We start from the raw sequence: 23,680 nt of genomic DNA on the forward strand, positions 1-23,680 counted from the left end.
CCCGGCGGTCAGGCCTTGTTCAGGGCCTGGTTGAGCTGTTTCTCCAGCTCGGCCTTGTAGCGCAGGTAGTGCACCGTCTGCGCATGGCCCTCGCCGAGGACCCGCGACAGGTCCAGGTCGGTGATGTAGCAGGGGTAGCGTTCGGCCTCGCTGCGCTGGGCGAGGATGTGCCGGGCCACGGAGGCGAACAGCTCGCCGCCGTATTCCAGTTCCGAAAATTCCCGATGGTTGCAGTAGAGCGTGACATGAACGCGATCGGCGTCTGCCGGCTCGACGATCGCCTGCACGTCGTAGAACGGGTGGCTCACTGGCGCCTGGGGCGCGGCGCGGCGTTCTACCTGCTGGGCACGTTGCGGCGGTGACGGCAACACTTCGTAATAGAGAATTTCCAGGTTGCTGGGTGGCGTCGGGCTGTCCAGCGGCAGCAACGCGTTGCGCCGGTAGAGCACCGACTGCAGGAAGCGTTGCAGCGGCGTGAGCAGGCTCTGCTGGTCGCGGAACGGCTGGCGCTGGCGCCAGAGCGCGTTGTGCTCGTCGAGCAGGGTCAGCTCGGCGCTGTCGCCCTCCTGACGGAAGAACACCTGGATGCAGTTCGGCCGGCCCAGCGGCAGGATCAGCGCCAGGTCCTCGCCTTCCAGGGCGTAGCGGTCGAGGAACAGCGGGCTGTAGGCCGGCAGGTCTTCGCCCAGGTGTTCCAGCAGCGTCGGCAGGTCGTCCAGGGCGGTGTGGCTGACCTGGCCGGGGAGCAGTTCGAGCACGTGGTATTGCTGGCGCACCTGCAACAGGTAGCGGGTGGTGTCCGGGCTGCCCAGGTGCGCCAGGGCGTCGCGGAACAGTTCCTCGATGCGCTGGGCGATGGCCTGGGCCCGGTTGCGGCAGAAGCAGCGCACGCGCAGGTTCGGCAACTGGTCCACGGGGGTGGCGTTGAGGAAGTCGCGCAGGCAATCCAGCGGCGCGAAGGGGCCGTCGTAGCGGGTCACCAGCAACTCGTTCCAGCTGTTCAGGGTGACCTGGTCGATGGTCAGCACCAGGTTGTCACGCACACCGGAGTAGCCGAGGGAGTCGGTGCGCTCGGTGGTCATGTGCACGTTCATCTGGCTGTGCTGCTTGAGCGGGTCGACACCGACGTTGATCAGCAGCAGCACTTCGCTTGGGGCGCTGGCGCGCAGCAGCGCCGCTTCGCCCACCGGCGGCAGTGGCAGCGGGATGCTTTGTTGCAGGCTGCTGATCAGGTTGGACAGCTCGAACTCGGTCAGGTCGCTGCTGCCGGGGTTCAGCGACAGCCGCGTACTGGGGTCGATCACGCCGTTGCGGTGGCACCAGGCGAGCAGCTCGATCAGCTCGCGGGCCCGCTTGATCGGCGCGAAGTCGCGCCATTCCTGGGCATTCAGGCTGCCGGGGAACAGCGCCCACTGGGCCTCGCTCGGTGCTTCCGGGCTGGGGTGCTGCACCAGGGTCAGGGTGTCTTCGGCCAGGTCCGGGGCGATGCCGGGGTTGATGAACTCCACCTTGCCGGCCTTGCGCTCGAAGGCGGCGTAGAGGCGCCGGCCAAGCACGCCGAGGTCGCGGCTGTTGAGGGAGCTGATCGCGTGCTGGCTGCGGCCGAACTCGGAGAGGAAGCGGTAGCTGTAGGTCAGCTCGTTGACCAGCGCGCGGCGCTCGGCGCCCACTTGGCGCACCTTCCACTGGCTGCGGCTGTCGAGCATGACCAGTTGGCGCGAATCCCATTGCCACTCCCGGGTCAGCCGTTCGAAGAGCAGGCGCTGCCAGCTCTTGCGGCGATTGCGCGGCGGTCGGCTGAGCTTCTTGTTGACCTTCAGGTACAGGCAGCGCCGGATCAGCTCCAGGCGCTCGCGGTCGCCGCGGGCGGTGAGGTATTCCTCCAGGCGGCGGTACACGACTATGTAGGGGTCGAGTTCATCGAGGTCCAGATGATTGGCGTAGACAGCCTGCTTGAAACGCAGCGACAGGCAATGCACCTGGGGATGCTCGCTGGCGTAGACCTCGGTGAGCAGCAGCTTGAGCACCGACTTGTAGGGCGACTCGATACCCTTGAACAGCTGCCACATGCCCGCACCGATGAACTCGCCTACAGGGATATGCGCCAGGTGCCCCAGGTCGAGCACTTCGTCGGCGCGGATGAAACGGCGCGACAGCAGTTTCTCGGTGTACTCGGCGTAGCGCCCTTCCTCGTAGACCGGCACCAGCCACCACAGGGGCGTGCGACCGGCCAGCCAGATGGCGGTGCGATAGAACTCGTCCAGCAACAAGTAGTGCTGGGTGGTGCCGCAATCGTCGGAGGTGAGCTGCGCCTCGCGGTCGCCGACCACGAAGCGCTTGGGGTCGATGAGGAAGAAGTGCGCCTCGGTGCCCAGGGTCGCCGCCCAGGCCTCCAGCAGCTCGCACTTGCGCCGCAGTTCGGCCACTTCGCTGGCGGAGAGGTCCGGTGCATGGCAGACCCACAGGTCCATGTCGCTCTGCTCGGCCTGCGCCACCGTGCCCAGGCTGCCCATGAGGAACAGGCCGTGGATGGGCATCGGCGGGTTGCCCCGGCGTGCCTTGTAGGCAAAGGAGCGAGTCAGCCGCTGGACTTCGGCCAGCTCGTTTTCATCCGGCTCGTAGTTGGCCAGGCCGGCCGGGGTCTGCCCCGAGACGTAGCCGGGCAGCAGCGGGTGGTTGACGTGGAACAGCAGCGGCAGCAGGCGCAGGACCAACTGCTGGCGCGTGGAAAGGCCCTGCATGGCGCGTTCCAGGCGACCGCTGTTGACCTTGAGGAAGCGCGCACGCAACTGCGCGAGGACCTTGCGGTCGATGCCGTCATCGATGTCGGGGCGGATTTCCTGGGTGCGCGTCATGGAGCTTCTGCCGGATGGATGGGCACAGCCTACCAGCCGGCGAAGCGGCCGGGCAGGGTTGTGCCCGGGTTATCGGCGCGGACGCGGTTCAGCTTGAGGTAACGGGTTCTGTGGTGAGGATGGTGAGCAGGCTTTGGGCGTGTTCAGCGGCATCCAGCCCCAGGCTGGTGAGGTAGCCGCCATCGGGCAGGGTGATCAGTTTTTTCTGGTGCAGGCGGGTGACCGCGCCTATGACCGCGGATGAGGCGGTGTTGTGCACCTTGAGTCCTTCCTGGGTGTTGTCCAGGTTGAACAGGGTCAGCAGTTCCAACTCGGCGATCAGCTCGGGGGTATACGACATGGTGACTCCTGGGCTTCTGGTGGGCCCGCCTTCGTGCGGGCGGGTGTGACGGATCAGTGTAGTCCGCCCGGCTCAGTCTGCCGGGTAGATCGGCTCGCCGTATTGCCAGCGGTCAAGGATTGCCTGGTAGCGGCCGTCTTCCTGGATGCGCTGCATGCCCTGGTCGAAGCGCTGCAGCAAGCGGTCGGCCCCCGGGGCCTGGCGCGAGAACGAGAGGAACAGCTCGGGCCGGTGCACGGTGCCCACGGCCTGGAAGGCGCCTGCGAGTTCGGGGTGTTCACGCAGCAGCTCGGCGGTGGTGGCGCGATAGGCCACCACATAGTCGACGCGCCCGTGCTGGAGCATGAGGAAGCCGTTGATGTCCTTGCGCACCGGGACCCGTTCCAGGCCACGCAGGGCATCGAAGGGCGCGCCGTACTCATAGCCGATGGTGACCGCCACCCGTGCGCCTTCCAGGCGCTGCAGGTCGTCCACCGGGGTGGCCTTGTCGACGCGGGACCAGAGCAGGATGTCATCGCGGAACAGCGGGTGCCGGGGCAGCCGGTAGGCCTCGGCGATGCGGGCGTCCGGCGCGGTATTGAAGCAGCCGGCCAGCTTGCCCTGGAGGGCCAGCTGCATGCAGCGGGAATAGGGATAGGGGACCAGCTCCACCGGCGTGTCGGCGGCAGCGAACGCAGCCTGGACGATCTCCACCGACATCCCCCGCACCGCGCCGTCGCGGAAGGCGGTGAAGGGGTACCAGTCGTCCTCGGCGCCGATCTGCAGCGTCTCGGCCAAGCTGGCTGCGGGCAGCAACAGCGCCAGGGCGAACAGCAGGCGGCGGAGCGGTGGAGCGATGCGCAGCGGACTCGGGCTCATGGGGCTGGGCCTCTACGGCGCTCGGGTGGTTGGCGCGATGCTAGTGCCTGTCGTGACGGCGGAACCCGGCGTGGATCAAGTTTACTCTTCGTCGTCCGGCAGGTCGGGCAGCGCCCTCAGGGCGGCTTCGTACCAGGCCAGGTCGAAGGGTTGGTCCTGCTCCAGCCGGCTGATGGCCCGTGCCAGCACCAGTGCCATGAGCTGGACGCTCTCCTCGCGCTCGTAGCCCACCAGGGTCAGCTTGTTGAGCGTCGCCTGGGCCGCCGCTGGACTACCGGCTTCCAGCTGGTTCTCGATGGCCTGGATCAGGGTTTCCTCGGCGAAGGCTTCTTCGCTGTCGTCATGCTCGCTCATGGGGGGTCCTCGTTGTGCAGGCCCGCAGTTTGCCACGGCGTGCCGCTGCATTCACTGCCTTGATCCAACTGGCGCCGGCCGGGTACCCGGGTCTATAACGACGGACGCCCACCCCGCACGGCCAGGAGGCCCCCGATGCTCAAGCTCCACGGATTTTCCGTCAGCAACTACTACAACATGGTCAAGCTGGCGCTGCTGACCAAAGGCATTCCTTCGAAGAGGTGCTGGTCCACGGCAGCCAGGAGCCGGCCTTCCTCGCCATCAGCCCGCGCGGCAAGGTGCCGGTGCTGGAGACCGAGCAGGGCTTCATCAACGAGACCGGCGCCATCCTCGAATACCTGGAAGAACGCTTCCCCCAGCGCCCGCTGCTGCCGGCCGACCCCTACCAGCGTGGCGTGGTCCGTGCGCTGGTGCGCGAGATCGAGCTGTACATCGAGCTGCCGGCGCGCAGCTGTTATCCACAGGCGTTCTTCGGCATGCCGCTGCCGGAGGCGATCCGCGAGAAGGGCAAGGCCGAGCTGCTGGCCGGCGTCGCCGCCCTGGCGCGTCATGGCCGCTTCGCGCCCTATGTGGCAGGGGATGCGCTGAGCATCGCCGACCTGTACTTCCTCTACAGCATCGACCTGGCCGGCGAAGTGGCGCAGAAGCTGTTCGACACCGACCTGCTGGCCGAGCTGCCGAGCGCCCGCGCGCTGCTGGCCAAGCTGGGCGCCGAGCCGCACGTGCAGCGCATCGCCGCCGACAAGGCGCGGGAGATGCCGAGCTTCCTCGAGGCGGTCAAGGCCCGGGCACGGGGCTGAGGCTGCGTTTCAGCCGGGCAGTTGATCCAGCCAGGCGTCGAGCTCCGCCCTGGAGCCGAGCCTGATGAAGCGGATGCCGGCGTTGGCCGGGTCCGTCCGCTCGGCGGCGAAGCGCTCGCGGTAGAGCGCATGGCGCGTCCAGGCCCAGAGAATGATCGAGCGCTCCGGGTCCAGGCTCAGCAGGTTGCGCAGGCTCTCGCGGTTGCCGTTCCAGAGCGCCTTGCGCAGCAGCAGGCGGCCCAGGGTGCGGGTGATGATCTGGCGCATCACCACCGGGCGCGGCAGGTCGAGCCAGATCACCGTATCGGCCCGGGAAAGCGTCAGCGGGCGCACGGCCGAGTAGGCGCCTTCGACTATCCAGCGCGGCGCCTGCAGGGCCGTCTCGACCCGCTCGCGGAATTCGGCGCGGGGCAGAGGCTGCCAGCCGGGCTGGTGGAAGATGGCGTCGAGCTCGATGTGCGGGCAGCCCAGGCGCGCGGCCAGGCGCTGTGCCAGGCGCGTCTTGCCGGCGCCCGAGCAACCGACGATGGAAATGCGCTGGCCGACGTGCGTCGGCCAGTTATCGGGGGTGTGGTCCTGCATGGGCATCCCTGCCGGTCGCCGGGGCGACCTTGTATCAGCGTGCGGCGAGCAGTGCCTTGCCACGGGTGACGGCGGCGCGGACCTGGTTCGGCGCGGTACCGCCGATGTGGTCGCGGGCGTTGACCGAGCCTTCCAGGGTCAGTACGGCGAAGACGTCGTCGTCGATCTGGTCGCTGAATGTGCGCAGCTCGTCAAGGCTCATCTCGGCCAGGTCCTTGCCGGACTCGACACCGTACTTCACCGCATGGCCGACGATCTCGTGGCAGTCACGGAAGGGCAGGCCCTTGCGCACCAGGTAGTCGGCCAGGTCGGTGGCGGTGGAGAAGCCGCGACGGGCCGCTTCACGCATCACCGCATGGCGCGGCTTGATCGCCGGGATCATGTCGGCGAAGGCGCGCAGGGAGTCGCGCAGGGTGTCGGCGGCGTCGAACAGCGGTTCCTTGTCTTCCTGGTTGTCCTTGTTATAGGCCAGCGGCTGGCCCTTCATCAGGGTCAGCAGGCCCATCAGCGCGCCGAACACGCGACCGGACTTGCCACGCACCAGCTCGGGCACGTCGGGGTTCTTCTTCTGCGGCATGATCGAGGAGCCGGTGCAGAAGCGGTCGGGCAGGTCGATGAACTGGAACTGGGCGCTGGTCCAGAGCACGAGCTCTTCGGAGAAGCGCGACAGGTGCATCATCGCCAGGGAGGCGGCGGCGCAGAATTCGATGGCGAAGTCGCGGTCGGACACGCCGTCCAGGGAGTTGCCGCCGACGGCGTCGAAGCCCAGCAGGCGGCAGGTGACTTCGCGCTGGATCGGGTAGGTGGTGCCGGCCAGGGCAGCGCTGCCCAGGGGCATGCGGTTGACGCGCTTGCGGCAGTCCACCAGGCGCTCGTGGTCGCGGCTGAGCATTTCGAACCAGGCCAGCAGGTGGTGGCCGAAGGTCACCGGTTGCGCGGTCTGCAGGTGGGTGAAGCCGGGCATGATGGTGTCCGCTTCGCGCTCGGCCTGCTCCAGCAGGCCCTGCTGCAGGCGGGTGATCTCGCCGAGGATGATGTCGATCTCGTCGCGCAGCCAGAGGCGGATGTCGGTGGCCACCTGGTCGTTGCGCGAGCGGCCGGTGTGCAGCTTCTTGCCGGTGATGCCGATGCGGTCGGTCAGGCGTGCCTCGATGTTCATGTGCACGTCTTCCAGGTCGACGCGCCAGTCGAAGGTGCCGGCCTCGATCTCGGCCTGGATTTCCTTCAGGCCCTTCTCGATGGCGTCGCGCTCATCGCCGGTCAGCACCCCGGCTTCGGCCAGCATGGTGGCGTGGGCGATGGAGCCCATGATGTCGTGGCGATACAGGCGCTTGTCGAAGTCGACGGAGGCGGTGAAGCGGGCGACGAAGGCGTCGACGGGCTCGCTGAAGCGGCCACCCCAGGACTGGTTGGTCTTGTCGGTGCTCATGAGTGGGCTCGGTGTTGGCGGTGAAAGAAGGCCGATGGCCGAAAAATTACCGGCGATAATAACAGCGTTGCTCGTAAAACCGGCGTGTCCCGTCCGACTGACCTGCCGGTCGGCGATTGTCGCCTGCTTCACAGTTTTTCATCGCCAACAGCATTTCAGTGCTTTATTTCGCCCGGCCGGAGCGCTCTGGCTTGCCGCCTGACGGGCGCTTACGGAAACTGGCCGGATGCCTCCAGACAATCGCAACAAGGCGCGCGCCGCCGCGTCCATCGATGATTTCTTCCTGCCGGAGCTGTGCCTGCCCGAGGCGCTGCTGGGCCTCGTGCTGCTCGCCGAGCTGCTGGTGATGGTGCTGGTGCTGGCCGAGCCCATGCTGCCGAATTTCGACTGGGTGCGCCTGGCGCTGACCTCGCTTTTCGTGCAATGGATCGTGCTGCTTTCCGCCGCGCTGCTGTGCCAGCTGCGGCCCTTGCTGGCCCGCATCCGCGCGGCGCTGGCCGGGATCATCTGCTGCCTGATCGTGGTCGGGCTGACCCTGTCCTGCACCGCCGTGGCCGACTACTTCGACCTGGGCGGCCCATTACCGCGCGCCGGCGAGGTCAACCTTTACCTGCGTCACGGACTGATCAGCCTGATCATGTCGGCGCTGCTGCTGCGCTACTTCTTCCTGCAGAGTCAATGGCGCAGGCAGCAGCAGGCCGAGCTGCGGGCGCGCATCGAATCGCTGCAGGCGCGCATCCGCCCGCACTTCCTGTTCAACAGCCTCAACAGCATCGCCAGCCTGGTGGTCATCGACCCCTACAAGGCCGAGCAGGCGGTGCTCGACCTTTCCGACCTGTTCCGCGCCAGCCTGGCCAAGCCCGGCACCCTGGTCAGCTGGGCCGAGGAGCTGGAGCTGTCGAAACGATATTTGTCGATCGAGCAATATCGTCTCGGAGAACGGCTACAGTTGGATTGGCAGGTTGATGATGTGCCCGATGATTTGCCGATTCCGCAACTGACCCTGCAACCCCTGTTGGAGAATGCCCTGATCTATGGCATTCAACCGCGTATAGAGGGTGGGCTGGTCAGGGTGGAAGCGGAGTACAGGGATGGTGTGTTCCTGCTCTGCGTGAGCAACCCCTTCGATGCGGGTGCGGAACCCCAGCCTTCACGCGGAACCCATCAGGCACTGACGAATATCGATGCTCGACTTACGGCACTTTTCGGCTCCAGAGCCAGTCTCAGCGTGGAGCGCCGTGACGGTCGCCACTTCACCTGTCTACGCTATCCTTGTGCGAGACTCACGCAGGAAGCCCGAGCAATATGAATGTCCTGATCGTCGATGACGAACCCCTTGCCCGAGAGCGTCTCAGCCGCCTGGTCTGCGACCTCGACGGATACCGAGTTCTGGAGCCCGCCGCCACCAACGGCGAAGAGGCTCTGACCCTGATCGACAGCCTGAAACCGGATGTCGTGCTGCTCGACATCCGCATGCCAGGGCTCGATGGCCTGCAGGTGGCCGCGCGGCTCTGTGAAAAGGAGGCACCGCCTGCGGTGATCTTCTGCACCGCCCATGACGAATTCGCCCTGGATGCCTTCCAGGTCAGCGCCGTGGGTTACCTGGTCAAGCCGGTGCGGCCGGAGTCCCTGGCCGAAGCCCTGAAGAAGGCCGAGCGCCCGAACCGGGTGCAACTGGCGGCGCTGACCCGTCCCGCTGCCGAAAGCGGCACCGGGCCCCGCTCCCACATCAGCGCGCGGACCCGCAAGGGCATCGAGCTGATCCCCCTGGACCAGGTGATCTACTTCATCGCCGACCACAAGTACGTGACCCTGCGTCACGAGCACGGCGAGGTGTTGCTGGATGAACCCCTGAAGGCGCTGGAAGACGAATTCGGCGACCGCTTCGTGCGCATCCACCGCAACGCCCTGGTCGCTCGCGAGCGTATCGAGCGTCTGCAGCGCACCCCGCTGGGGCACTTCCAGCTGTTCCTCAAGGGCCTCAACGGCGATGCCCTGACGGTGAGCCGCCGCCATGTCGCCGGCGTGCGCAAGCTGATGCACAACCTCTAGGACGGATAGCCGCAGGCGCCGGGTTTTCCACCCGCGCGCCGGCGGCTGTCTTGCCTGTTATCATTCCGGGCAGTCCTGCTTCCGGAAGTCATCATCCATGTCCCGCGAGATTCGCATCGCCACCCGCAAGAGTGCCCTGGCCCTGTGGCAGGCCGAGTTCGTCAAAGCCAGCCTGGAGAAGGCCCATCCCGGGCTCAAGGTCAGCCTGGTGCCCATGGTCAGCCGCGGCGACAAGCTGCTCGACGCGCCCCTGGCGAAAATCGGCGGCAAGGGCCTGTTCGTCAAGGAACTGGAAACCGCCCTGCTGGAGGACGAGGCCGATATCGCCGTGCACTCCATGAAGGACGTGCCCATGGACTTCCCCGATGGCCTTGGCCTGTTCTGCATCTGTGAGCGCGAAGACCCGCGCGACGCCTTCGTCTCCAACACCTTCGACAGCCTTGACGCGCTGCCCGCCGGTGCCGTGGTCGGCACCTCCAGCCTGCGTCGCCAGGCCCAGCTGCTGGCGCGTCGTCCGGACCTGAAGATCCAGTTCCTGCGGGGCAACGTGAACACCCGCCTGGCCAAGCTCGATGCCGGCGAATACGACGCCATTATCCTCGCTGCCGCCGGCCTGATCCGCCTCGGCTTCCAGGACCGCATCCGCTCCTCCATCAGCGTCGACGACAGCCTGCCGGCCGGTGGCCAGGGCGCGGTGGGCATCGAGTGCCGCACCGCCGACACCGAGATCCATGCCCTGCTGGCGCCGCTGCACCACCGCGATACCGCCCTGCGCGTCACCGCCGAGCGCGCCCTGAACAAGCGCCTCAATGGCGGCTGCCAGGTGCCCATCGCCTGCTACGCGATCCTCGAGGACGACCAGCTGTGGCTGCGCGGCCTGGTCGGCCAGCCCGACGGCGGCACCCTGCTGCGCGCCGAGTCCCGTGCGCTGGCCAGCGATGCCGAAAGCCTCGGTGTGCGCGTCGCCGAGGACCTGCTCGGCCAGGGCGCCGAAGCCATCCTCCAGGCTGTCTATGGTGAGGCCGGTCATCCGTGACCGGCTGGCGCCTGCTGCTGACGCGCCCCGCCGACGACAGCGCGGCATTGGGCGAGACCCTCGCCCAGTGCGGCGTGCACAGCGCCAGCCTGCCGCTGCTGGACATCCAGCCGCTGGCTGAAACCCCCGAACAGCGCACCACCCTCCTCGGCCTCGACCGCTACGCTGCGGTCATCGTGGTCAGCAAGCCCGCTGCCCGCCTCGGCCTGGAACGTCTCGCCCAGCATTGGCCGCAGCCGTCTGCCGCCGTGCGCTGGTTCAGCGTCGGCGCCGCCACCGGCGAGCTGCTGGTAGCGGCCGGCCTCGACACCCACTGGCCGGAAGGCAGCGATGACAGCGAGGCCCTGCTGGCGCTGCCGGCGTTCGCCGAGGCACTGGCCTCGCCGCGCAAGCGCGTGCTGATCATGCGTGGCGAGGGTGGCCGAGAATTCCTCGCCGAGCGTTTGCGCGGCCAAGGCGTTGCAGTGGACTATCTGGAACTCTACCGCCGCCGCCTGCCCGACTACCCGCCGCGCAGCCTGCAGCGGGTGATTCAAGCGGAACGCCTGAACGGGCTGGTGGTCAGCAGTGGGCAGGGTTTCGAGCACCTGAACACATTGGCCGGTGATGATTGGCCCGCCCTGGCCCGTCTACCCTTGTTCGTACCGAGTCCGCGCGTGGCCGAACTGGCCCGCGATGCGGGCGCGCAAATCGTTGTGGACTGCCGGGGCGCCAGCGCCTCGGCTTTGCTGGCGGCGCTGGAAAATCATCCGGCCCCGGCCCCCTGATGCAAAGGATGGATACGTGAGCGAAGCAGAACTGGCGAAAACCGAGCAGCAACCCCCGGCTTCCGAGCCCGTCATTCCTCCCACCGCCAAGCCGGTTTCCCGGGGTGGTGGCCTGGCCATCCTGGCGTTGCTGGTCGGCGCCGCCGGTGTTGCCGTCGCCGGCTGGAGCCTGTGGCAGATCCGCAGCCTCGAAGCCCGTGACCAGCAGCAGCTGAGCCTGGTCGAGGACGCCCGTGGCCAGGCCCAGTCGCTGCAGCAGCGCGAGAAGAAGCTCACCGAGCGCCTCGACCAGCTGCCCAGTGCCGAAGAACTGGATGAGCGCCGCCGCCTGCTGGGCAACCTGCAGGGCGACCAGCAGCGCCTCAGCCAGCGCCTGGAAACCGTGCTCGGTGCCAGCCGCAAGGACTGGCGCCTGGCCGAGGCCGAACACCTCTTGCGCCTGGCCAGCCTGCGCCTCTCCGCGCTGCAGGACATCACCAGCGCCAAGGCCCTGGTGGAAGCGGCCGATGACATCCTCCGTGACCAGGACGACCCCGCCGCCTTCGCCGCCCGCGAGCAACTCTCGCGCAGCCTTGAAGCGCTGCGCACCACGCCGCAGCCGGACCGCACCGGGCTGTTCCTGCAGCTCGGCGCGTTGCGCGAGCAGGCGGCTCAGCTCAACCCCCTGGCCCCGGCCTTCGAAGACAAGGGCGGCGTGCTGCGCAACATGGCCGCCGAAGGCGATGGCGGCAGCTGGTGGGCCGAGTGGCTGGAGAAGCTCTCCCACTACTTCCGTATCCAGTTCGACGCCGATCAGAACATCAAGCCGCTGCTCGCCGGCCAGGGCCTGTCCCAGGTACGCCTGGCCCTGTCCCTCGCCCTCGAGCAGGCCCAGTGGGCTGCGCTGCATGGCCAGACCCAGGTCTATCGCCAGTCGCTGAAGCAGGCCCGCGAGGTGCTGGATTCGCAGTTCAACGCCGAGAACCCCGAAAGCCGTGCGCTGCTGGCGCGCATCGATGAACTCGCCACCCAGCCGGTGGAAGTGAAGACGCCCGACCTCGGCGCCTCCCTCGAAGCGCTCCAGGCCTATCTGCAACGCAGCCAGCGCCTCGCCGAGCCCAAGGCTGCCAAGGCCGCCGCCGAGCCCGAAGTCGATGCCTCCCAGGACCCTGAAGCCGCACCGCCGGTGGAGGGCCAGGGCCAATGAGACGCACCCTCCTGATCCTGTTGCTCCTGGCCGCCGCCGGCACCCTGATCGGCATGGCCGTCGTCCAACACCAGGGCTATGTCCTGTTCGCCTACAAGGGCTTCCGCTACGAATCCAGCCTCTGGGCTTTCCTCGCCCTGGTGGCCGTGGTCTGGCTGCTGCTGTGGCTGGTGCGCGCGCTGCTGACCCTGGTGTTCGTCTCCAGCGGCGTGGTCAACCCCTGGTCCCGGCGTAACGCCCGGCGCCGTGTGCGCCTGGCGTCCGAACAGGGCCTGCTGGACCTGGCCGAGGGCCGCTGGGCCCGCGCGCTGCGCCACCTGCGCCGTGCCGCCGAGGCCGATCCGCAACCCTTGATGTACTACCTCGGCGCCGCCCGGGCGGCCAACCGCATCGGCCAGTACGAGGAGAGCGATCAAATGCTCGAACGCGCCCTGGAGCGTCAGCCCCAGGCCGAGTTGGCCATCGCCCTGGCCCACGCCGAGCTGCAGCAGGAGCGCGGTGAAACCGACGCCGCGCTGGAAACGCTCAAGGTCATGCACGAGCGTCACCCGCGCCATCACCAGGTATTGCGCCAGCTGTTGCAGCTGCATCGCCAGCGCGGCGATTCGGCGGCCCTGGTGGGCCTGCTGCCGGAGCTGCGCAAGAACAAGGCGCTGCCTGAGTCCGAACTCAACCAGCTGGAACTGAGCGTGTGGAGCGACCGCCTGGTGCACGCCGGGCAGGCCGGCCTCAACGAGGGCGAGACCGCGCTCAACCCGTTGATCCAGGCCTGGCAGCATCTCTCCGCTGCACAGCGTGCCGAGCCACGCCTGGTGCTGGCCTTCGCCAATCAGCTGCGCCAGCTGGGCGCCGAGCCCGAGGCCGAAGAGGCGGTACGCATCGCCCTCAAGCGGGGCTATGACGAATCCCTGGTGCGCTTCTACGGGCGCCTGCGTGGTGCCGATCCGGCCCGCCAGCTGCAGACCGCCGAAGCCTTCCTCAAGGATCATCCGACCGACCCGGCGCTGTTCCTCACCCTGGGCCGTTTGTGCCTGCAGAACAGCCTGTGGGGCAAGGCACGGGAGTATTTCGACACCGGCCTGAGCTTCTCCCGCGAACCGGAACTCTGCGCCGAGCAGGCCCGCCTGCTGGCACAGATGGGCGAGATGGAACGCAGCAACCAGCTGTTCCAGGAAGGTCTGGTGCAGCACCTGCCGGCGCTGCCCCTCCCCGGCGAACGCGTCGCCTGATGCCGCGCCGCCGTCCTGGCGGCGCGTTTCTCAAGAGCCCTGGTAGCTGATGCGGTAGATGGCTCCGGCCTGGTCGTCACTGACCAGCAACGAGCCATCCGGCGCTACCAGCACATCCGCCGGGCGCCCCCATACCTCGCCATTCTCCAGCCAGCCCTCGGCGAACACGCTCTGGCGCTTGAGGCTGCCGTCCTCATTCAGCTCCACACGCTTGATGCGGTAGCCGATCTTCTCGCTGCGGTTCCACGAGCCGTGCTCGGCGATGAACAGGTTGTCGCGGTACTCGGCCGGGAACTGGCTGCCGGTGTAGAAGCGCAACCCCAGGGGTGCCACATGGGGGCCGAGCTTGGCCACCGGGGCAACGAATTCCTTGCACGGGCGCTTGCCGAACTCCGGGTCGGCGACGCTGCCGGCATGGCAGTACGGGAAGCCGAAATGCGGGTTGGGCGTGGTGATGCGGTTGAGCTCGCAGTCCGGAGTGTCGTCACCCAGCAGGTCGCGGCCGTTGTCGCTGAACCACAGCTCGCCGGTCTTCGGGTGCCAGTCGAAACCCACGGTGTTGCGGATGCCCCGGGCCACCAGCTCCAGGCCGCTGCCATCGGGGTTCATGCGGTGTAGCGCGGCGTAGGTGTCGGGGTCGCGCTCGCAGACGTTGCAGGGCGCGCCCACCGGCACGTAGAGCTTGCCGTCGGGGCCGAAGGCGATGAACTTCCAGCCGTGGTGGGTCTCGGCGGGGAAGGCCGGGCCCACCTGCTCGGGCTGGGGCGGTGCGTCCAGCTGCGACTCGATGTCGCGCAGGCGCAGGATGCGGCTGATCGCCGACACATACAGGTCGCCCTCGTGGAAGGCCACGCCGACCGGCATCTTCAGGCCACTGGCGAGGGTGCGGACCTTGCCGCTGCGGGTGTCCAGGGCATACACCTTGCCGGCGGCATTGCTGCCCACGAACAACGTGCCCTCGGCGCCCCAGGTCATTTCTCGGGCGCTGGGCACCTGGTCGCTTAGCACCTCGATACGGAACCCCGGAGGCAGGCGGATCTTCTCCAGGGGCGCTTGGGCAAGGGCGATGAGGGGCAGGAACAACAGCAGTGCCAGTAACCGACGCATGGCAGTCTTCTCCGGATGGGTACCCGCAGCAGACTAGCCGGTCGTCTTGAAAGGCCAAGGGGCTTCCTCTACCGTAGCGGCCTCTCATCACTCCTCGGAGCCGCCATGACCCTGGCCAGCCCGCGTTCCCTGTTCTTCGCCGCCTTCCTCGCCTGTGTCGCCGTCATGGGCGGTGCGCTCTACCTGGAGCACGCGATGGGCCTGGAGCCCTGCCCGCTGTGCATCGTGCAGCGGATCTTCATCATCCTCTTCGGCGTGGTCTGCCTGATCGCTGCGCTGCACGCCCCTCAGGCCCGTGGCCGTCGCGTCTACTCCGGGCTGGCGCTGCTGTTCGCCGCCGGTGGTGCCGCGACCGCTGGCCGCCAGGTGTGGTTGCAGGGCGTGCCCGCCGACCAGCTCCCGGCCTGCCTGCCGAGCCTGGAATACATGATGGATGCGCTGCCCTTCCAGGAAATCATCAAGCTGATGCTGCACGGCACCGCCGATTGCGCAGAAGTCACCTGGACCCTCTTCGGCATGAGCATTCCCGAGTGGAGCCTGCTGGCCTTCGCCGGCTGCATCCTCTTCTCGCTCTACCAGATGCTGCGCCGCAGCTGACCGCCTCCCGCGCCGCGCCCGGCTCCTGTCCGGGCGCGCGTCCTTGCCGCACCTCCCCGCCTCTGATGCAGAAGCCACGCCGGCTGCGGCGTGACGATTAAACGCTCGTATGAAATTTTCCCGACCAGGTGCCTTGCTGGCAAACAGTCACGGGCATAATCTGGCCCGCACGTGACGCCGGAAAGCTGCCGTTTCCGCGTCGCCTTCCCCGTTTTTGCACCGATCGACAAAAAACCGTCTCGGAGCAGACGAACAAGGCATTACCGAAAGGGAAGCGAGGACATCATGCTCGAGAGTTGCCAGAACGCTCAGGAACGTTGGGGTGGGGTGCACCAGTTGATCGATCGCTGGTTGCTGGAGCGCCAGGAACTTGTCCGGGTCTTCACCAGTGTCAACGACAGGCCACAAGCGCCTGCGGTGGAAGACCTGCAAGGATTCTGCGAAGTACTGGTCGACTACGTGTCGGCGGGCCACTTCGAGGTCTACGAACAGCTGCTCAACGAGGCCAAGGCCTTCGGTGATCAGCGCGGCCTGGATCTGGCCAAGCAGATCTACCCCCGCATCGAGGCCATCACCGAGGTCGCGCTGGGCTTCAACGATTGCTGCGATGGCAGCGACAGCCGCGAAGTCTGCCTGGCCACCGAACTCAAACGACTCGGCCCATTGCTGCACGAGCGCTTCGAACTGGAGGACTGCCTCATCGAAGTGCTGCACAACGCCCACCAGAACCAGGGCGCGCAGCTCGCGTGAGTCACCGGACCTCGAGCAATTCGAGGTCGAACACCAAGGGGGCGTAGGGTGGAATCAGATCCCCTGCGCCTTCTTCGCCATAGGCCTGGGATGATGGAATCACCAGGTGCCACTTGGCCCCCACCGGCATCTCCTGCAAGGCGCTTCGCCAACCGGCTATCACGCTGTCGAGGCGGAACCATTGGGGCTTGTCGCTCGCATCGAAAACGCTGCCGTCTGCCAGCTGCCCGCGGTAGTTGACCCGCACCTGCGAATGCGCACCCGGCTTCGCACCGCTGCCTGCGCGCAGCTCGCTCACCAGCACGCCGTCGGTCAGCTCGCGCACACCGTATTTGCCACGCTCCAGGGCGATGAAGCGCTTCTCGGCGGCGATGGCTTTCTGGGGGGCTTGGCCGCTCTGTTCCATGCTCGCTTCATGGGCATCGAGCAGGTGCTCCATGCGCTGTGCATCCAGCTCCAGCTTCTCTCCGCGATAGGCCTGGGTAAGGCCTCGCAGCAAGGATTCCAGCTGCAGTTGCGGTGCTTCTTCACGCAGCCGCTCGCCCAGTTTTACGCCCATGCTGTAGGCGAGATCCTTCTCTTCATCAGCGGCTTGGGCGGTGAGCGCAAGCAGGCACAGACACAGTGAAACGACAGCGCGCATCGGACATTCTCCCAGGGTGAAATGCCGGCGAGTATGACAGCCATGCAGTTTGGAATAACGGGGAACTAGCGACGGCTCAAACAGGCGACTAGTATGGGCGCAACCACGTCCGCCCGGAGGCGCACCATGTCGGCCAAGAAGAAGCCCGTAAGCACCCCGCTGCACCTGTTGCAGCAACTTTCCCACAGCCTGATCGAACACCTCGAAAACGCTTGCAGCCAAGCGTTGGTCGATGCCGAAAAACTGCTCACCAAACTGGAGAAGCAGCGCGGCAAGGCCCAGGAAAAACTCCACGGTGCACGGACCAAACTGCAGGACGCTGCCAAGGCCGGCAAGGCGAAAGCGCAGAACAAATCCAAGGAAGCCATCGCCGAGCTGGAAGGCTTGCTCGATGCGCTGAAGGCACGTCAGGCCGAAACCCGTGCCTACATCGCCGACCTCAAGCGTGACGCCCAGGAAAGCCTCAAGCTGGCCCAGGGCGTTGGCAAGGTGAAGGAAGCGGCCGCCAAGGCGCTGGTCACCCGTGAAGCCAAGGCCAAGACCGCTGCTGCCAAGCCGGTTGCCAAGCCCGCTACCAAACCGGCCGCTAAACCTGCTGCCAAGGCCGCTCCGAAAGCTGCAGCCAAACCCGCTGCCAAGCCTGCCGCGAAAGCGCCGGCCAAAGCTGCCGCGAGCAAGCCCGCCGCTGCCGCCAAACCGGCTGCTAAACCGGCCGCCAAACCTGCTGCAAAGGCTCCGGCCAAAGCCGCCGCTGCCAAGCCGGCCGCTAAACCTACTGCCAAGGCCGCTCCGAAAGCAGCTGCCAAACCGGCTGCCAAGCCTGCCGCGAAAGCGCCGGCCAAAGCTGCTGCCAGCAAGCCTGCCGCTGCCGCCAAGCCGGCTGCTAAACCGGCCGCCAAGCCCGCTGCCAAGGCCCCGGTGAAAGCCGCTGCAAAACCCGCAGCCGCCAAGCCCGCCGCTGCCGCTAAACCGGCTGCTGCCAAGCCTGCCGCCAAACCCGTCGCTGCCAAACCGGCTGCTGCGAAGCCGGCTGCCAAACCCGCTGCCAAGCCGGCACCCAAGGCCGCTGCCAAGCCTGCTGCGAAAGCGCCGGTCAAGGCGGCTGCCAAGCCCGCCGCTCCGGTGAGCGCTCCGGCTGCCAAGCCTGCTGCACCGGCTCCGGCCGCCGCCCCCGCTGCTCCGGCGCCGTCGACCGCCAATGGCGCGGCCGCACCGACCACGCCGTCGGCTTAAGCCTCGATAGCCGCGGCGCGCAGCGATTGCAGCGCGTCGCGGTCTTCCCTCGCCGTTCCGGCGAGCACGTCCAGCCAGCTCCAATCCTGCCCATTGGCTTCCGGCCAGGGCGCAGCGATCTCTTCCAGACGCGCCAGCAGGCGTCGCTCTGCGTCCAGCTCCAAGCGCTTCACGCCGTCGCGCAGCTCGCACAATCCCGTATCCGTCCCCGCTGCTTCACGCCATGCCTGCCTGAGCCTGCGCAAGGGTTCCACCACATCCCGTTGCCAGGGGCCGGCGATGCCTTGCAGCTGTTCCGCGCAAACGGGGTCGTAGTGGACGCCGCGCCTTCCAAGCCAGGCTGCAGCCAGTAACAGGCACACATCGGCACCCTGTTCCTGCAGGCGCAGGCAGGCGTTTTCGACGCCCGGGCGGGCGTAGAGGTCGAGGGCGAAATTCCATAGATCGGGGGGCATGGCGCATACCGGGCGGTGGGGGAATGAAGCTGATAAACTCCGCCGCCATTATGATCCGACTCCAGAACCTCACACTACAGCGTGGTCCTCAGCGCCTGCTCGAAGGCGCCGAACTGACCCTGCACACCGGCCAGAAGGTCGGCCTCATCGGCGCCAACGGTGCCGGTAAATCCAGCCTCTTCGCCCTGCTGCGCGGCGAGCTCGGCCCTGACGCGGGCGACTGCTTCGTGCCGGCCGACTGGCGCATCGCGCACATGCGCCAGGAGGTGGACACCCTCGACCGCCTGGCGGTGGACTACGTCCTCGATGGCGACCTGCACCTGCGTCGCGTGCAGGCCGAGCTGGCCGTGGCCGAGGCGGGCCATGACGGCACCGCCATCGCCCGCCTGCACATCGAACTGGACAGCGCCGACGGCTACACGGCCGATGCCCGCGCGCGCAAGCTGCTGGCCGGCCTCGGCTTCACCAGCGAGCAGATGGACCGCCGCGTCGGCGACTTCTCCGGCGGCTGGCGGATGCGCCTCAACCTGGCCCAGGCGCTGATGTGCCCGTCCGAACTGCTGCTGCTCGACGAGCCCACCAACCACCTCGACCTCGACGCCATCCTCTGGCTCGAAGAGTGGCTCAAGGGTTACCCGGGCACCCTGCTGCTGATTTCCCACGACCGCGACTTCCTCGATGCGGTGGTGGATAACGTCGCTCATCTCGAGCAACAGAAGCTGACCCTTTACCGGGGCGGTTACTCGGCCTTCGAGCGCACCCGTGCCGAGCGCCTGGCGCAGCAGCAACAGGCCTACGAGAAACAGCAGGCCCAGCGTGCGCACATGGAGAAGTACATCGCCCGCTTCAAGGCCCAGGCCACCAAGGCCCGCCAGGCCCAGAGCCGGATCAAGGCCCTGGAGCGCCTGGAAGAGCTGGCGCCCGCCCATGTGGATTCGCCCTTCGACTTCGTCTTCCGCGAGGCCGACAAGATCTCCAGCCCACTGCTGGATGTCGCCGAAGGCCAGCTCGGCTATGGCGACAAGGTGGTGCTGCAGCAGGTCAAGCTGCAGCTCGTTCCCGGTGCGCGCATCGGCCTGCTCGGTCCCAACGGCGCGGGCAAGTCGACCCTGATCAAGACCCTTTCCGGTGAGCTGGCGCCTGTCGCCGGGCGCCTGTCCCGGGGCGAGAACCTCGCCATCGGCTACTTCGCCCAGCATCAGCTGGACTCCCTCGATCCCAAGGCCAGCCCGCTGCTGCACCTGCAGCGCCTGGCCCCGACCGAGCGCGAGCAGACCCTGCGCGACTTCCTCGGCGGCTTCGACTTCCGTGGCGACCGCTGCGACGAGCCGGTGCTGAATTTCTCCGGTGGCGAGAAGGCGCGCCTGGCCCTGGCGCTGATCGCCTGGCAGAAGCCCAACCTGCTGTTGCTCGACGAACCGACCAACCACCTGGACCTGGAAATGCGCCTGGCGCTGACCATGGCCCTGCAGGATTTCGCCGGCGCGGTGCTGGTGGTTTCCCACGATCGTCATTTGCTCAAGAGCACCACCGACGAATTCCTCCTGGTGGCGGACGGGCGCATCCAGCCCTTCGATGGCGACCTCGACGACTACGCCCGCTGGCTGGTGGACTACCGCGCCCGTCAGGCGCCGGTGAACAGCCCGGCCGGTGGCAGCGGTGCCGGCACCGACAAGCGTGCCCAGCGCCAGGCCGCTGCGGCGCTGCGCCAGCAACTGGCGCCGCACAAGCGCGAAGCCGAGAAGCTGGAGAAGGAACTGGGCACCCTGCACGAGAAACTCGCTGCCGTGGAAACCCGCCTGGGCGACGCCGGTGTCTACGAGGCCTCGCGCAAGGACGAGCTGCGCGACCTGCTCGCCGAGCAGGCGAAACTCAAGACCCGTGAGGCCGAGCTGGAAGAGAAATGGCTGGAGGCCCTCGAGCTTCTGGAAAACCTGCAGAGCCAGCTGGAGGCCAGTGACTGATGGAAGACCTGGTCCTGTTGACGGCCTGGAGCGAGCCGCTGATCCGTGCGGCGCAGGTGCTCCTGGTGCTGTTCCTCGCCTGGCTCGCGCAACGCGTTCTCACCCGTGGCATCACCCGCCTCGGCGCACGTTATCCACAGCTGCCCCAGGAGCTGCTGCTGCCCCTGCGCGGTCTGCTGCGCTGGCTGATCCTCGGCAGCGCCTTCATGTTGGTGCTGGAGCGCCTCGGCGTCTCGGCCGAAGTCCTGTGGGCGGCGCTGACCGGGTTCACCGCCGTCGCCGCAGTAGCGTTCTTCGCCATCTGGAGCGTGTTGTCCAACATGTTCTGCGCGGTGCTTATCTTCTCCCTCGGGCCGTTCCGCATGGGTGACGTGGTGGAGGTGGTGGAGAGCGCCGACAAGCCCGGTGTGAAGGGGCGCGTGGTGGCCATCAACCTCTTCTACACCACCCTGCAGGACCTCAGCGAGAACGCCGAAGGCGCGCTGGTGCAGGTGCCCAACAGCCTGTTCTTCCAGAAGGCGGTACGCCGCTGGCGCTGAGGCGCCGACCGGGGCTGTGCAGCGCAAGGCGCAGCGGGTAGTCTGCTGGCCCCCCTTCCGTATTTCCGAGGACCACGCCATGGCCATGCACACCTGGCTCGCATTCCTGGTCGCCTGCTGGGTGATCAGCCTTTCCCCTGGCGCCGGCGCCATCGCCTCCATGTCCTCGGGGCTGCAGTACGGCTTCCTGCGCGGCTACTGGAACGCCATCGGCCTGCAACTGGGCCTGGCCCTGCAGATCGCCATCGTCGCCGCCGGCGTCGGTGCCATCCTCGCCACCTCGGCCCTGGCCTTCAGCGCGATCAAGTGGTTCGGCGTCGTCTACCTCGTGTACCTGGCCGTGCGCCAATGGCGTGCGCTGCCCAGCGATCTGGCCGCCGATTCCGCCGAGCGCCCCCTGGGCCGGCCGCTGACCATGGTGCTGCGCGGCTTCCTGGTGAACGTCAGCAACCCCAAGGCGATCGTCTTCATGCTCGCCGTGCTGCCGCAGTTCATCGATCCGCACGCGCCGCTGGTGCAGCAGTACCTGGTGATGGGCGCGACCATGATCACCGTCGACCTGATCGTCATGGCCGGCTACACCGGGCTCGCCGCCAAGGTCCTGCGGGTGCTGCGCTCGCCGCGCCAGCAGCGTTCCATGAACCGGGGCTTCGCCGTGCTCTTCGTCGGCGCCGCCGCGCTGCTGGCCACGGTGCGCCGCGTCCCGGCGTGACCCAGTCGATGGCCTGAACGTGACCCGGCGCCGCGACAGCGCGGTGCCTGGGCAATAGGCTGCCGGTCTTCCCACAAGGAGCATCGGCATGCCGCCATCCAACAGCCGGGACGGGGTCTACGGCGACTCGCCGGACCTCGCCATCGCACCCCTGCGTCACCCTCCGCTGGAGCAGGCCTTGAGCGCCGCCTGCAGCGAACTCGATATCCACGAAGCCTTTCTCGCCGCCCTGCGCGACCCCGCGCTCGGCCCGCAGCCGCGCTTGCTGCTGGGCGTTTCCGGCACCGATCTCGCCGGTCGCCGCCGCCTCGCCGCACTGGTCGCCGAGTTGCTGCCCGACGACCTCGAGCTCGATCTCATCGAACTGGACGACGACAGCCTGTCCCGCGCCTTGCGCGAGCGCTGCGAGGCGTTCTACCAGCGCTGAGCCCAGGTCGCGGCAAAAGAAAAGCGGCCCGCAGGCCGCTTGGTTCAATGCAGTATCTTCGCCGGCTCATCCGGTGGCAGCGCGCCGTAGCGGCCGTTGTCGGTGACCGCTGCCGGGCCGACGCCGAGCTGTTCCTGCAGCTGTCGCGCGACGTCTTCGCCGAGGGCCTTCGACACCTCGCGCACCACGCGCCCGCGGTTGGGGGTGACGCGCCTGTCGTTGCCCTTCACCAGCTTCACGTCCTGGGCTTCGCCCATGGCGGTGAACGCCGCCTTCACCTCGTGGGTGCGGGTGTCGATGAGGCTGAAGTCGGCCACCAGGGTCAGGCCCAGCACCGTGGAGTAGCTGTCGGTGTTGTCGATGGCGTTGACGTCCTGGCGGAAGTCGGCGTCCGAGACCGAGCCGAACAATACATAGTCCGCGCCCTGGAACTGGCCCTGGGCGATGCGCCCGATCACGTCGTGCAGGCCTTCGTTGTCGCTGGCGAAGGGGCGGCCCTGGATCAACTGGAAGGTGCCGGACTTGAGGATCTCGCCCTTGATGTCGCCGGTGAATTTGCGCAGCTCGCCGCGTTCGATGTAGCTGTAGGTACCTTCTTCTTCCGAGTAGCTGCTGGAGGCGCTGCCGGAGAAGCCGCTCACCTGCGAGGCGCTCTGGGCGTTCACCGTGTGGATGTACTCGCGGACGCGTTCCTCGTAGGCGAGGTCGGTCACCGCCACCTTGGGGGCCGCCTGGCTGGCGAATGCCAGGCTGGCGACGAACAGGCCGATCAATGCGCGCATATCAACGCTCCGTGGTCTTGCGGATTTCTTTCTCGTCCATCCACTCGGCCAGGCCGCTTTCGACGTCGACCAGTTGCAGGCTGAATTTGTAGAAGACGTCCTTGTAGTCACTGCTGCGCTTGACGATTGAGCTGATGGAGCCCTCCAGGCGGTACTTGGCGGCGATCATGTTGCCGGTCTTGGCCACGGTGGAGTTCTTGTACAGCCCGCTCTGGTTCTGCAGCTTCAGCTGGTCGACCTGGCTCTGCATGTCGGTGTTGTCGCTGGCGAAGCGGGCGGTGCCGGTCTTCATCAGCTGGGTCTTGATCGAGGTGGTGATCTCGCGGGTATCGATGTACTCGCTGGTCTTGTTCTTCACGTCGTAGACCTGGACCACCGGGCGACCCTGGAGCACGCCGGACTGGGCCAGGGAGCGGGTCATGGATTCGGCGATCATCTGCAGGTCGGTGGAGCCGAACTCGTTGGTGATCAGTTCGACGGCCTTGCTGTCGCCGTAGCTGATGTTGCCGCCACCGAGCACCGGCGACGGGTTGTTGGAGCAGCCGGCGGCGGCCAGGGCCAGGGCGGCGATGCAAGTGGTGCGGACAAGGCGCATGGGAATACTCGCTTTCTCGTGATCAGTCGGGGGTGTTCATTTCCAGGCGGAAGTCGGTCGCCTTGGGCACCGGCGCGATGGCCGGCAGGTAGGTGGTCTGGGTGCCGTAGATGGGCAGGGCCTTCCAGCTTTCCTCGTCGGCGACGGGGAAACCGTCGCTGTCCAGCCAGGCGAAGCGGTAGTAGAGGGTGCGGTTATGGCTGGAGGTGTTGGTCAGCTTCACCTTGACGGTGAGGAAGCCGTTCTCACGGGCGACCCGCATGGTGTCCACTTCGATGTCTTCCACATCGCCCATGGGCGCCACCTTGCTGGAGGCGGTTTCGCGGCTGGAGCAGCCGGCGAGCAGGGCCAGGGCGAGCCCGGCGACGAGCAGCTTGCGCATGTGTGT

The 23,680-nt window shown here is 67.2% G+C and carries 25 protein-coding genes and 1 pseudogene; 14 read left to right on the forward strand and 12 right to left on the reverse strand.

Annotation, left to right across the window (positions count from 1 at the left end; genetic code table 11):
• Window positions 1-8 precede the first annotated feature (8 nt).
• The 4 genes from PSm6_RS11095 to PSm6_RS11110 form a co-directional block, all read right to left on the reverse strand.
• A complete protein-coding gene (locus PSm6_RS11095) occupies window positions 9-2,855 on the reverse strand; it encodes a class I adenylate cyclase (RefSeq protein WP_265170220.1) in 2,847 nt (948 codons plus the stop codon).
• 88 nt (window positions 2,856-2,943) lie between these two features.
• Window positions 2,944-3,195 (reverse strand): TIGR02647 family protein, encoded by a 252-nt coding sequence (locus PSm6_RS11100; protein ID WP_021218969.1) that lies wholly within the window; start codon window positions 3,193-3,195, stop codon window positions 2,944-2,946.
• Between the two features lie 72 nt (window positions 3,196-3,267).
• Window positions 3,268-4,053, reverse strand: a complete 786-nt coding sequence (locus PSm6_RS11105) for a substrate-binding periplasmic protein (RefSeq protein WP_043241115.1) — start codon at window positions 4,051-4,053, stop codon at window positions 3,268-3,270.
• Window positions 4,054-4,134: 81 nt separating this feature from the next.
• A complete protein-coding gene (locus PSm6_RS11110) occupies window positions 4,135-4,407 on the reverse strand; it encodes a hypothetical protein (RefSeq protein WP_043241118.1) in 273 nt (90 codons plus the stop codon).
• A gap of 135 nt (window positions 4,408-4,542) precedes the next feature.
• Between PSm6_RS11110 and PSm6_RS11115 the strand changes: the two are divergent.
• Window positions 4,543-5,207: pseudogene (locus tag PSm6_RS11115) on the forward strand (glutathione S-transferase family protein).
• 9 nt (window positions 5,208-5,216) lie between these two features.
• Here PSm6_RS11115 and PSm6_RS11120 read toward each other — a convergent pair.
• Together PSm6_RS11120 and argH are read right to left on the reverse strand one after the other, a co-directional pair.
• Window positions 5,217-5,789, reverse strand: a complete 573-nt coding sequence (locus tag PSm6_RS11120) for a P-loop NTPase family protein (protein WP_043241121.1) — start codon at window positions 5,787-5,789, stop codon at window positions 5,217-5,219.
• A gap of 34 nt (window positions 5,790-5,823) precedes the next feature.
• Complete coding sequence (gene argH / locus PSm6_RS11125) at window positions 5,824-7,218, reverse strand: argininosuccinate lyase (RefSeq protein ID WP_021218974.1); 1,395 nt, start codon at window positions 7,216-7,218, stop codon at window positions 5,824-5,826.
• Between the two features lie 226 nt (window positions 7,219-7,444).
• Here argH and PSm6_RS11130 point away from each other — a divergent pair, with 226 nt between their 5' ends.
• The 6 genes from PSm6_RS11130 to PSm6_RS11155 all read left to right on the forward strand — a co-directional run bounded on the left by PSm6_RS11130 (window position 7,445) and on the right by PSm6_RS11155 (window position 13,488).
• Window positions 7,445-8,527 carry a sensor histidine kinase gene (locus PSm6_RS11130; RefSeq protein ID WP_021218975.1) on the forward strand — a complete coding sequence of 361 codons (1,083 nt, stop codon included), beginning with the start codon at window positions 7,445-7,447 and terminating at the stop codon, window positions 8,525-8,527.
• On the forward strand, window positions 8,524-9,270 hold the full coding sequence (locus PSm6_RS11135; RefSeq protein ID WP_021218976.1) for a LytR/AlgR family response regulator transcription factor: 747 nt from the start codon (window positions 8,524-8,526) through the stop codon (window positions 9,268-9,270). The genes PSm6_RS11130 and PSm6_RS11135 overlap by 4 nt, the downstream gene beginning before the upstream one ends.
• A gap of 97 nt (window positions 9,271-9,367) precedes the next feature.
• Window positions 9,368-10,306 (forward strand): hydroxymethylbilane synthase, encoded by a 939-nt coding sequence (gene hemC, locus PSm6_RS11140; RefSeq protein WP_021218977.1) that lies wholly within the window; start codon window positions 9,368-9,370, stop codon window positions 10,304-10,306.
• Entirely contained in the window at window positions 10,303-11,073 is a 771-nt protein-coding gene (locus PSm6_RS11145; RefSeq protein WP_021218978.1) for a uroporphyrinogen-III synthase, read from the forward strand. Before hemC ends, PSm6_RS11145 begins: the two co-directional genes overlap by 4 nt.
• Window positions 11,074-11,089: 16 nt before the next feature.
• Window positions 11,090-12,259: a uroporphyrinogen-III C-methyltransferase gene (locus PSm6_RS11150; protein ID WP_021218979.1), complete on the forward strand. Its 1,170-nt coding sequence runs from the start codon at window positions 11,090-11,092 to the stop codon at window positions 12,257-12,259.
• Complete coding sequence (locus tag PSm6_RS11155) at window positions 12,256-13,488, forward strand: heme biosynthesis HemY N-terminal domain-containing protein (RefSeq protein WP_021218980.1); 1,233 nt, start codon at window positions 12,256-12,258, stop codon at window positions 13,486-13,488. The genes PSm6_RS11150 and PSm6_RS11155 overlap by 4 nt, the downstream gene beginning before the upstream one ends.
• A gap of 30 nt (window positions 13,489-13,518) precedes the next feature.
• Here the strand turns inward: PSm6_RS11155 and PSm6_RS11160 are convergent, their stop codons facing one another.
• Window positions 13,519-14,595 (reverse strand): PQQ-dependent sugar dehydrogenase, encoded by a 1,077-nt coding sequence (locus PSm6_RS11160; protein WP_021218981.1) that lies wholly within the window; start codon window positions 14,593-14,595, stop codon window positions 13,519-13,521.
• A 105-nt stretch (window positions 14,596-14,700) separates the two neighbouring features.
• Between PSm6_RS11160 and PSm6_RS11165 the strand changes: the two genes are divergently transcribed.
• Both PSm6_RS11165 and PSm6_RS11170 read left to right on the forward strand, forming a co-directional pair.
• Window positions 14,701-15,192, forward strand: coding sequence for a disulfide bond formation protein B (locus tag PSm6_RS11165; RefSeq protein WP_021218982.1), 492 nt, complete (start codon window positions 14,701-14,703; stop codon window positions 15,190-15,192).
• A 285-nt stretch (window positions 15,193-15,477) separates the two neighbouring features.
• Window positions 15,478-15,942 (forward strand): Rsd/AlgQ family anti-sigma factor, encoded by a 465-nt coding sequence (locus PSm6_RS11170; protein ID WP_031287543.1) that lies wholly within the window; start codon window positions 15,478-15,480, stop codon window positions 15,940-15,942.
• 1 nt (window position 15,943) lies between these two features.
• Here PSm6_RS11170 and PSm6_RS11175 read toward each other — a convergent pair whose 3' ends face one another.
• Window positions 15,944-16,585 carry an FKBP-type peptidyl-prolyl cis-trans isomerase gene (locus tag PSm6_RS11175; RefSeq protein WP_031287546.1) on the reverse strand — a complete coding sequence of 214 codons (642 nt, stop codon included), beginning with the start codon at window positions 16,583-16,585 and terminating at the stop codon, window positions 15,944-15,946.
• A gap of 126 nt (window positions 16,586-16,711) precedes the next feature.
• Here PSm6_RS11175 and PSm6_RS11180 point away from each other — a divergent pair, with 126 nt between their 5' ends.
• On the forward strand, window positions 16,712-17,818 hold the full coding sequence (locus tag PSm6_RS11180; RefSeq protein WP_021218985.1) for an AlgP family protein: 1,107 nt from the start codon (window positions 16,712-16,714) through the stop codon (window positions 17,816-17,818).
• Here PSm6_RS11180 and PSm6_RS11185 read toward each other — a convergent pair.
• Complete coding sequence (locus tag PSm6_RS11185) at window positions 17,815-18,273, reverse strand: TIGR02444 family protein (protein WP_021218986.1); 459 nt, start codon at window positions 18,271-18,273, stop codon at window positions 17,815-17,817. The genes PSm6_RS11180 and PSm6_RS11185 overlap by 4 nt on opposite strands.
• A 50-nt stretch (window positions 18,274-18,323) precedes the next feature.
• Between PSm6_RS11185 and PSm6_RS11190 the strand changes: the two genes are divergently transcribed.
• From PSm6_RS11190 to PSm6_RS11205, 4 genes are all read left to right on the forward strand, one after another.
• Entirely contained in the window at window positions 18,324-20,237 is a 1,914-nt protein-coding gene (locus PSm6_RS11190) for an ATP-binding cassette domain-containing protein (RefSeq protein ID WP_031287548.1), read from the forward strand.
• Window positions 20,237-20,776: a mechanosensitive ion channel family protein gene (locus PSm6_RS11195; protein ID WP_021218988.1), complete on the forward strand. Its 540-nt coding sequence runs from the start codon at window positions 20,237-20,239 to the stop codon at window positions 20,774-20,776. The genes PSm6_RS11190 and PSm6_RS11195 overlap by 1 nt, the downstream gene beginning before the upstream one ends.
• A gap of 79 nt (window positions 20,777-20,855) precedes the next feature.
• On the forward strand, window positions 20,856-21,488 hold the full coding sequence (rhtB, locus tag PSm6_RS11200) for a homoserine/homoserine lactone efflux protein (protein ID WP_043244249.1): 633 nt from the start codon (window positions 20,856-20,858) through the stop codon (window positions 21,486-21,488).
• An 88-nt stretch (window positions 21,489-21,576) separates the two neighbouring features.
• Window positions 21,577-21,915 (forward strand): enhanced serine sensitivity protein SseB C-terminal domain-containing protein, encoded by a 339-nt coding sequence (locus PSm6_RS11205; protein ID WP_021218184.1) that lies wholly within the window; start codon window positions 21,577-21,579, stop codon window positions 21,913-21,915.
• Between the two features lie 44 nt (window positions 21,916-21,959).
• Here the strand turns inward: PSm6_RS11205 and PSm6_RS11210 are convergent, their stop codons facing one another.
• From PSm6_RS11210 to PSm6_RS11220, 3 genes are read right to left on the reverse strand one after another with little or no spacing between them, the layout of a single operon-like run.
• Window positions 21,960-22,697 (reverse strand): hypothetical protein, encoded by a 738-nt coding sequence (locus PSm6_RS11210; protein WP_021218185.1) that lies wholly within the window; start codon window positions 22,695-22,697, stop codon window positions 21,960-21,962.
• A 1-nt stretch (window position 22,698) separates the two neighbouring features.
• Window positions 22,699-23,292 carry a penicillin-binding protein activator LpoB gene (gene lpoB / locus PSm6_RS11215; RefSeq protein WP_021218186.1) on the reverse strand — a complete coding sequence of 198 codons (594 nt, stop codon included), beginning with the start codon at window positions 23,290-23,292 and terminating at the stop codon, window positions 22,699-22,701.
• Between the two features lie 22 nt (window positions 23,293-23,314).
• Window positions 23,315-23,674 carry a YcfL family putative periplasmic lipoprotein gene (locus PSm6_RS11220; RefSeq protein ID WP_021218187.1) on the reverse strand — a complete coding sequence of 120 codons (360 nt, stop codon included), beginning with the start codon at window positions 23,672-23,674 and terminating at the stop codon, window positions 23,315-23,317.
• Between the last annotated feature and the right edge of the window lie 6 nt (window positions 23,675-23,680).

Source organism: Pseudomonas solani (assembly GCF_026072635.1).
Taxonomy (GTDB): domain Bacteria; phylum Pseudomonadota; class Gammaproteobacteria; order Pseudomonadales; family Pseudomonadaceae; genus Metapseudomonas; species Metapseudomonas solani.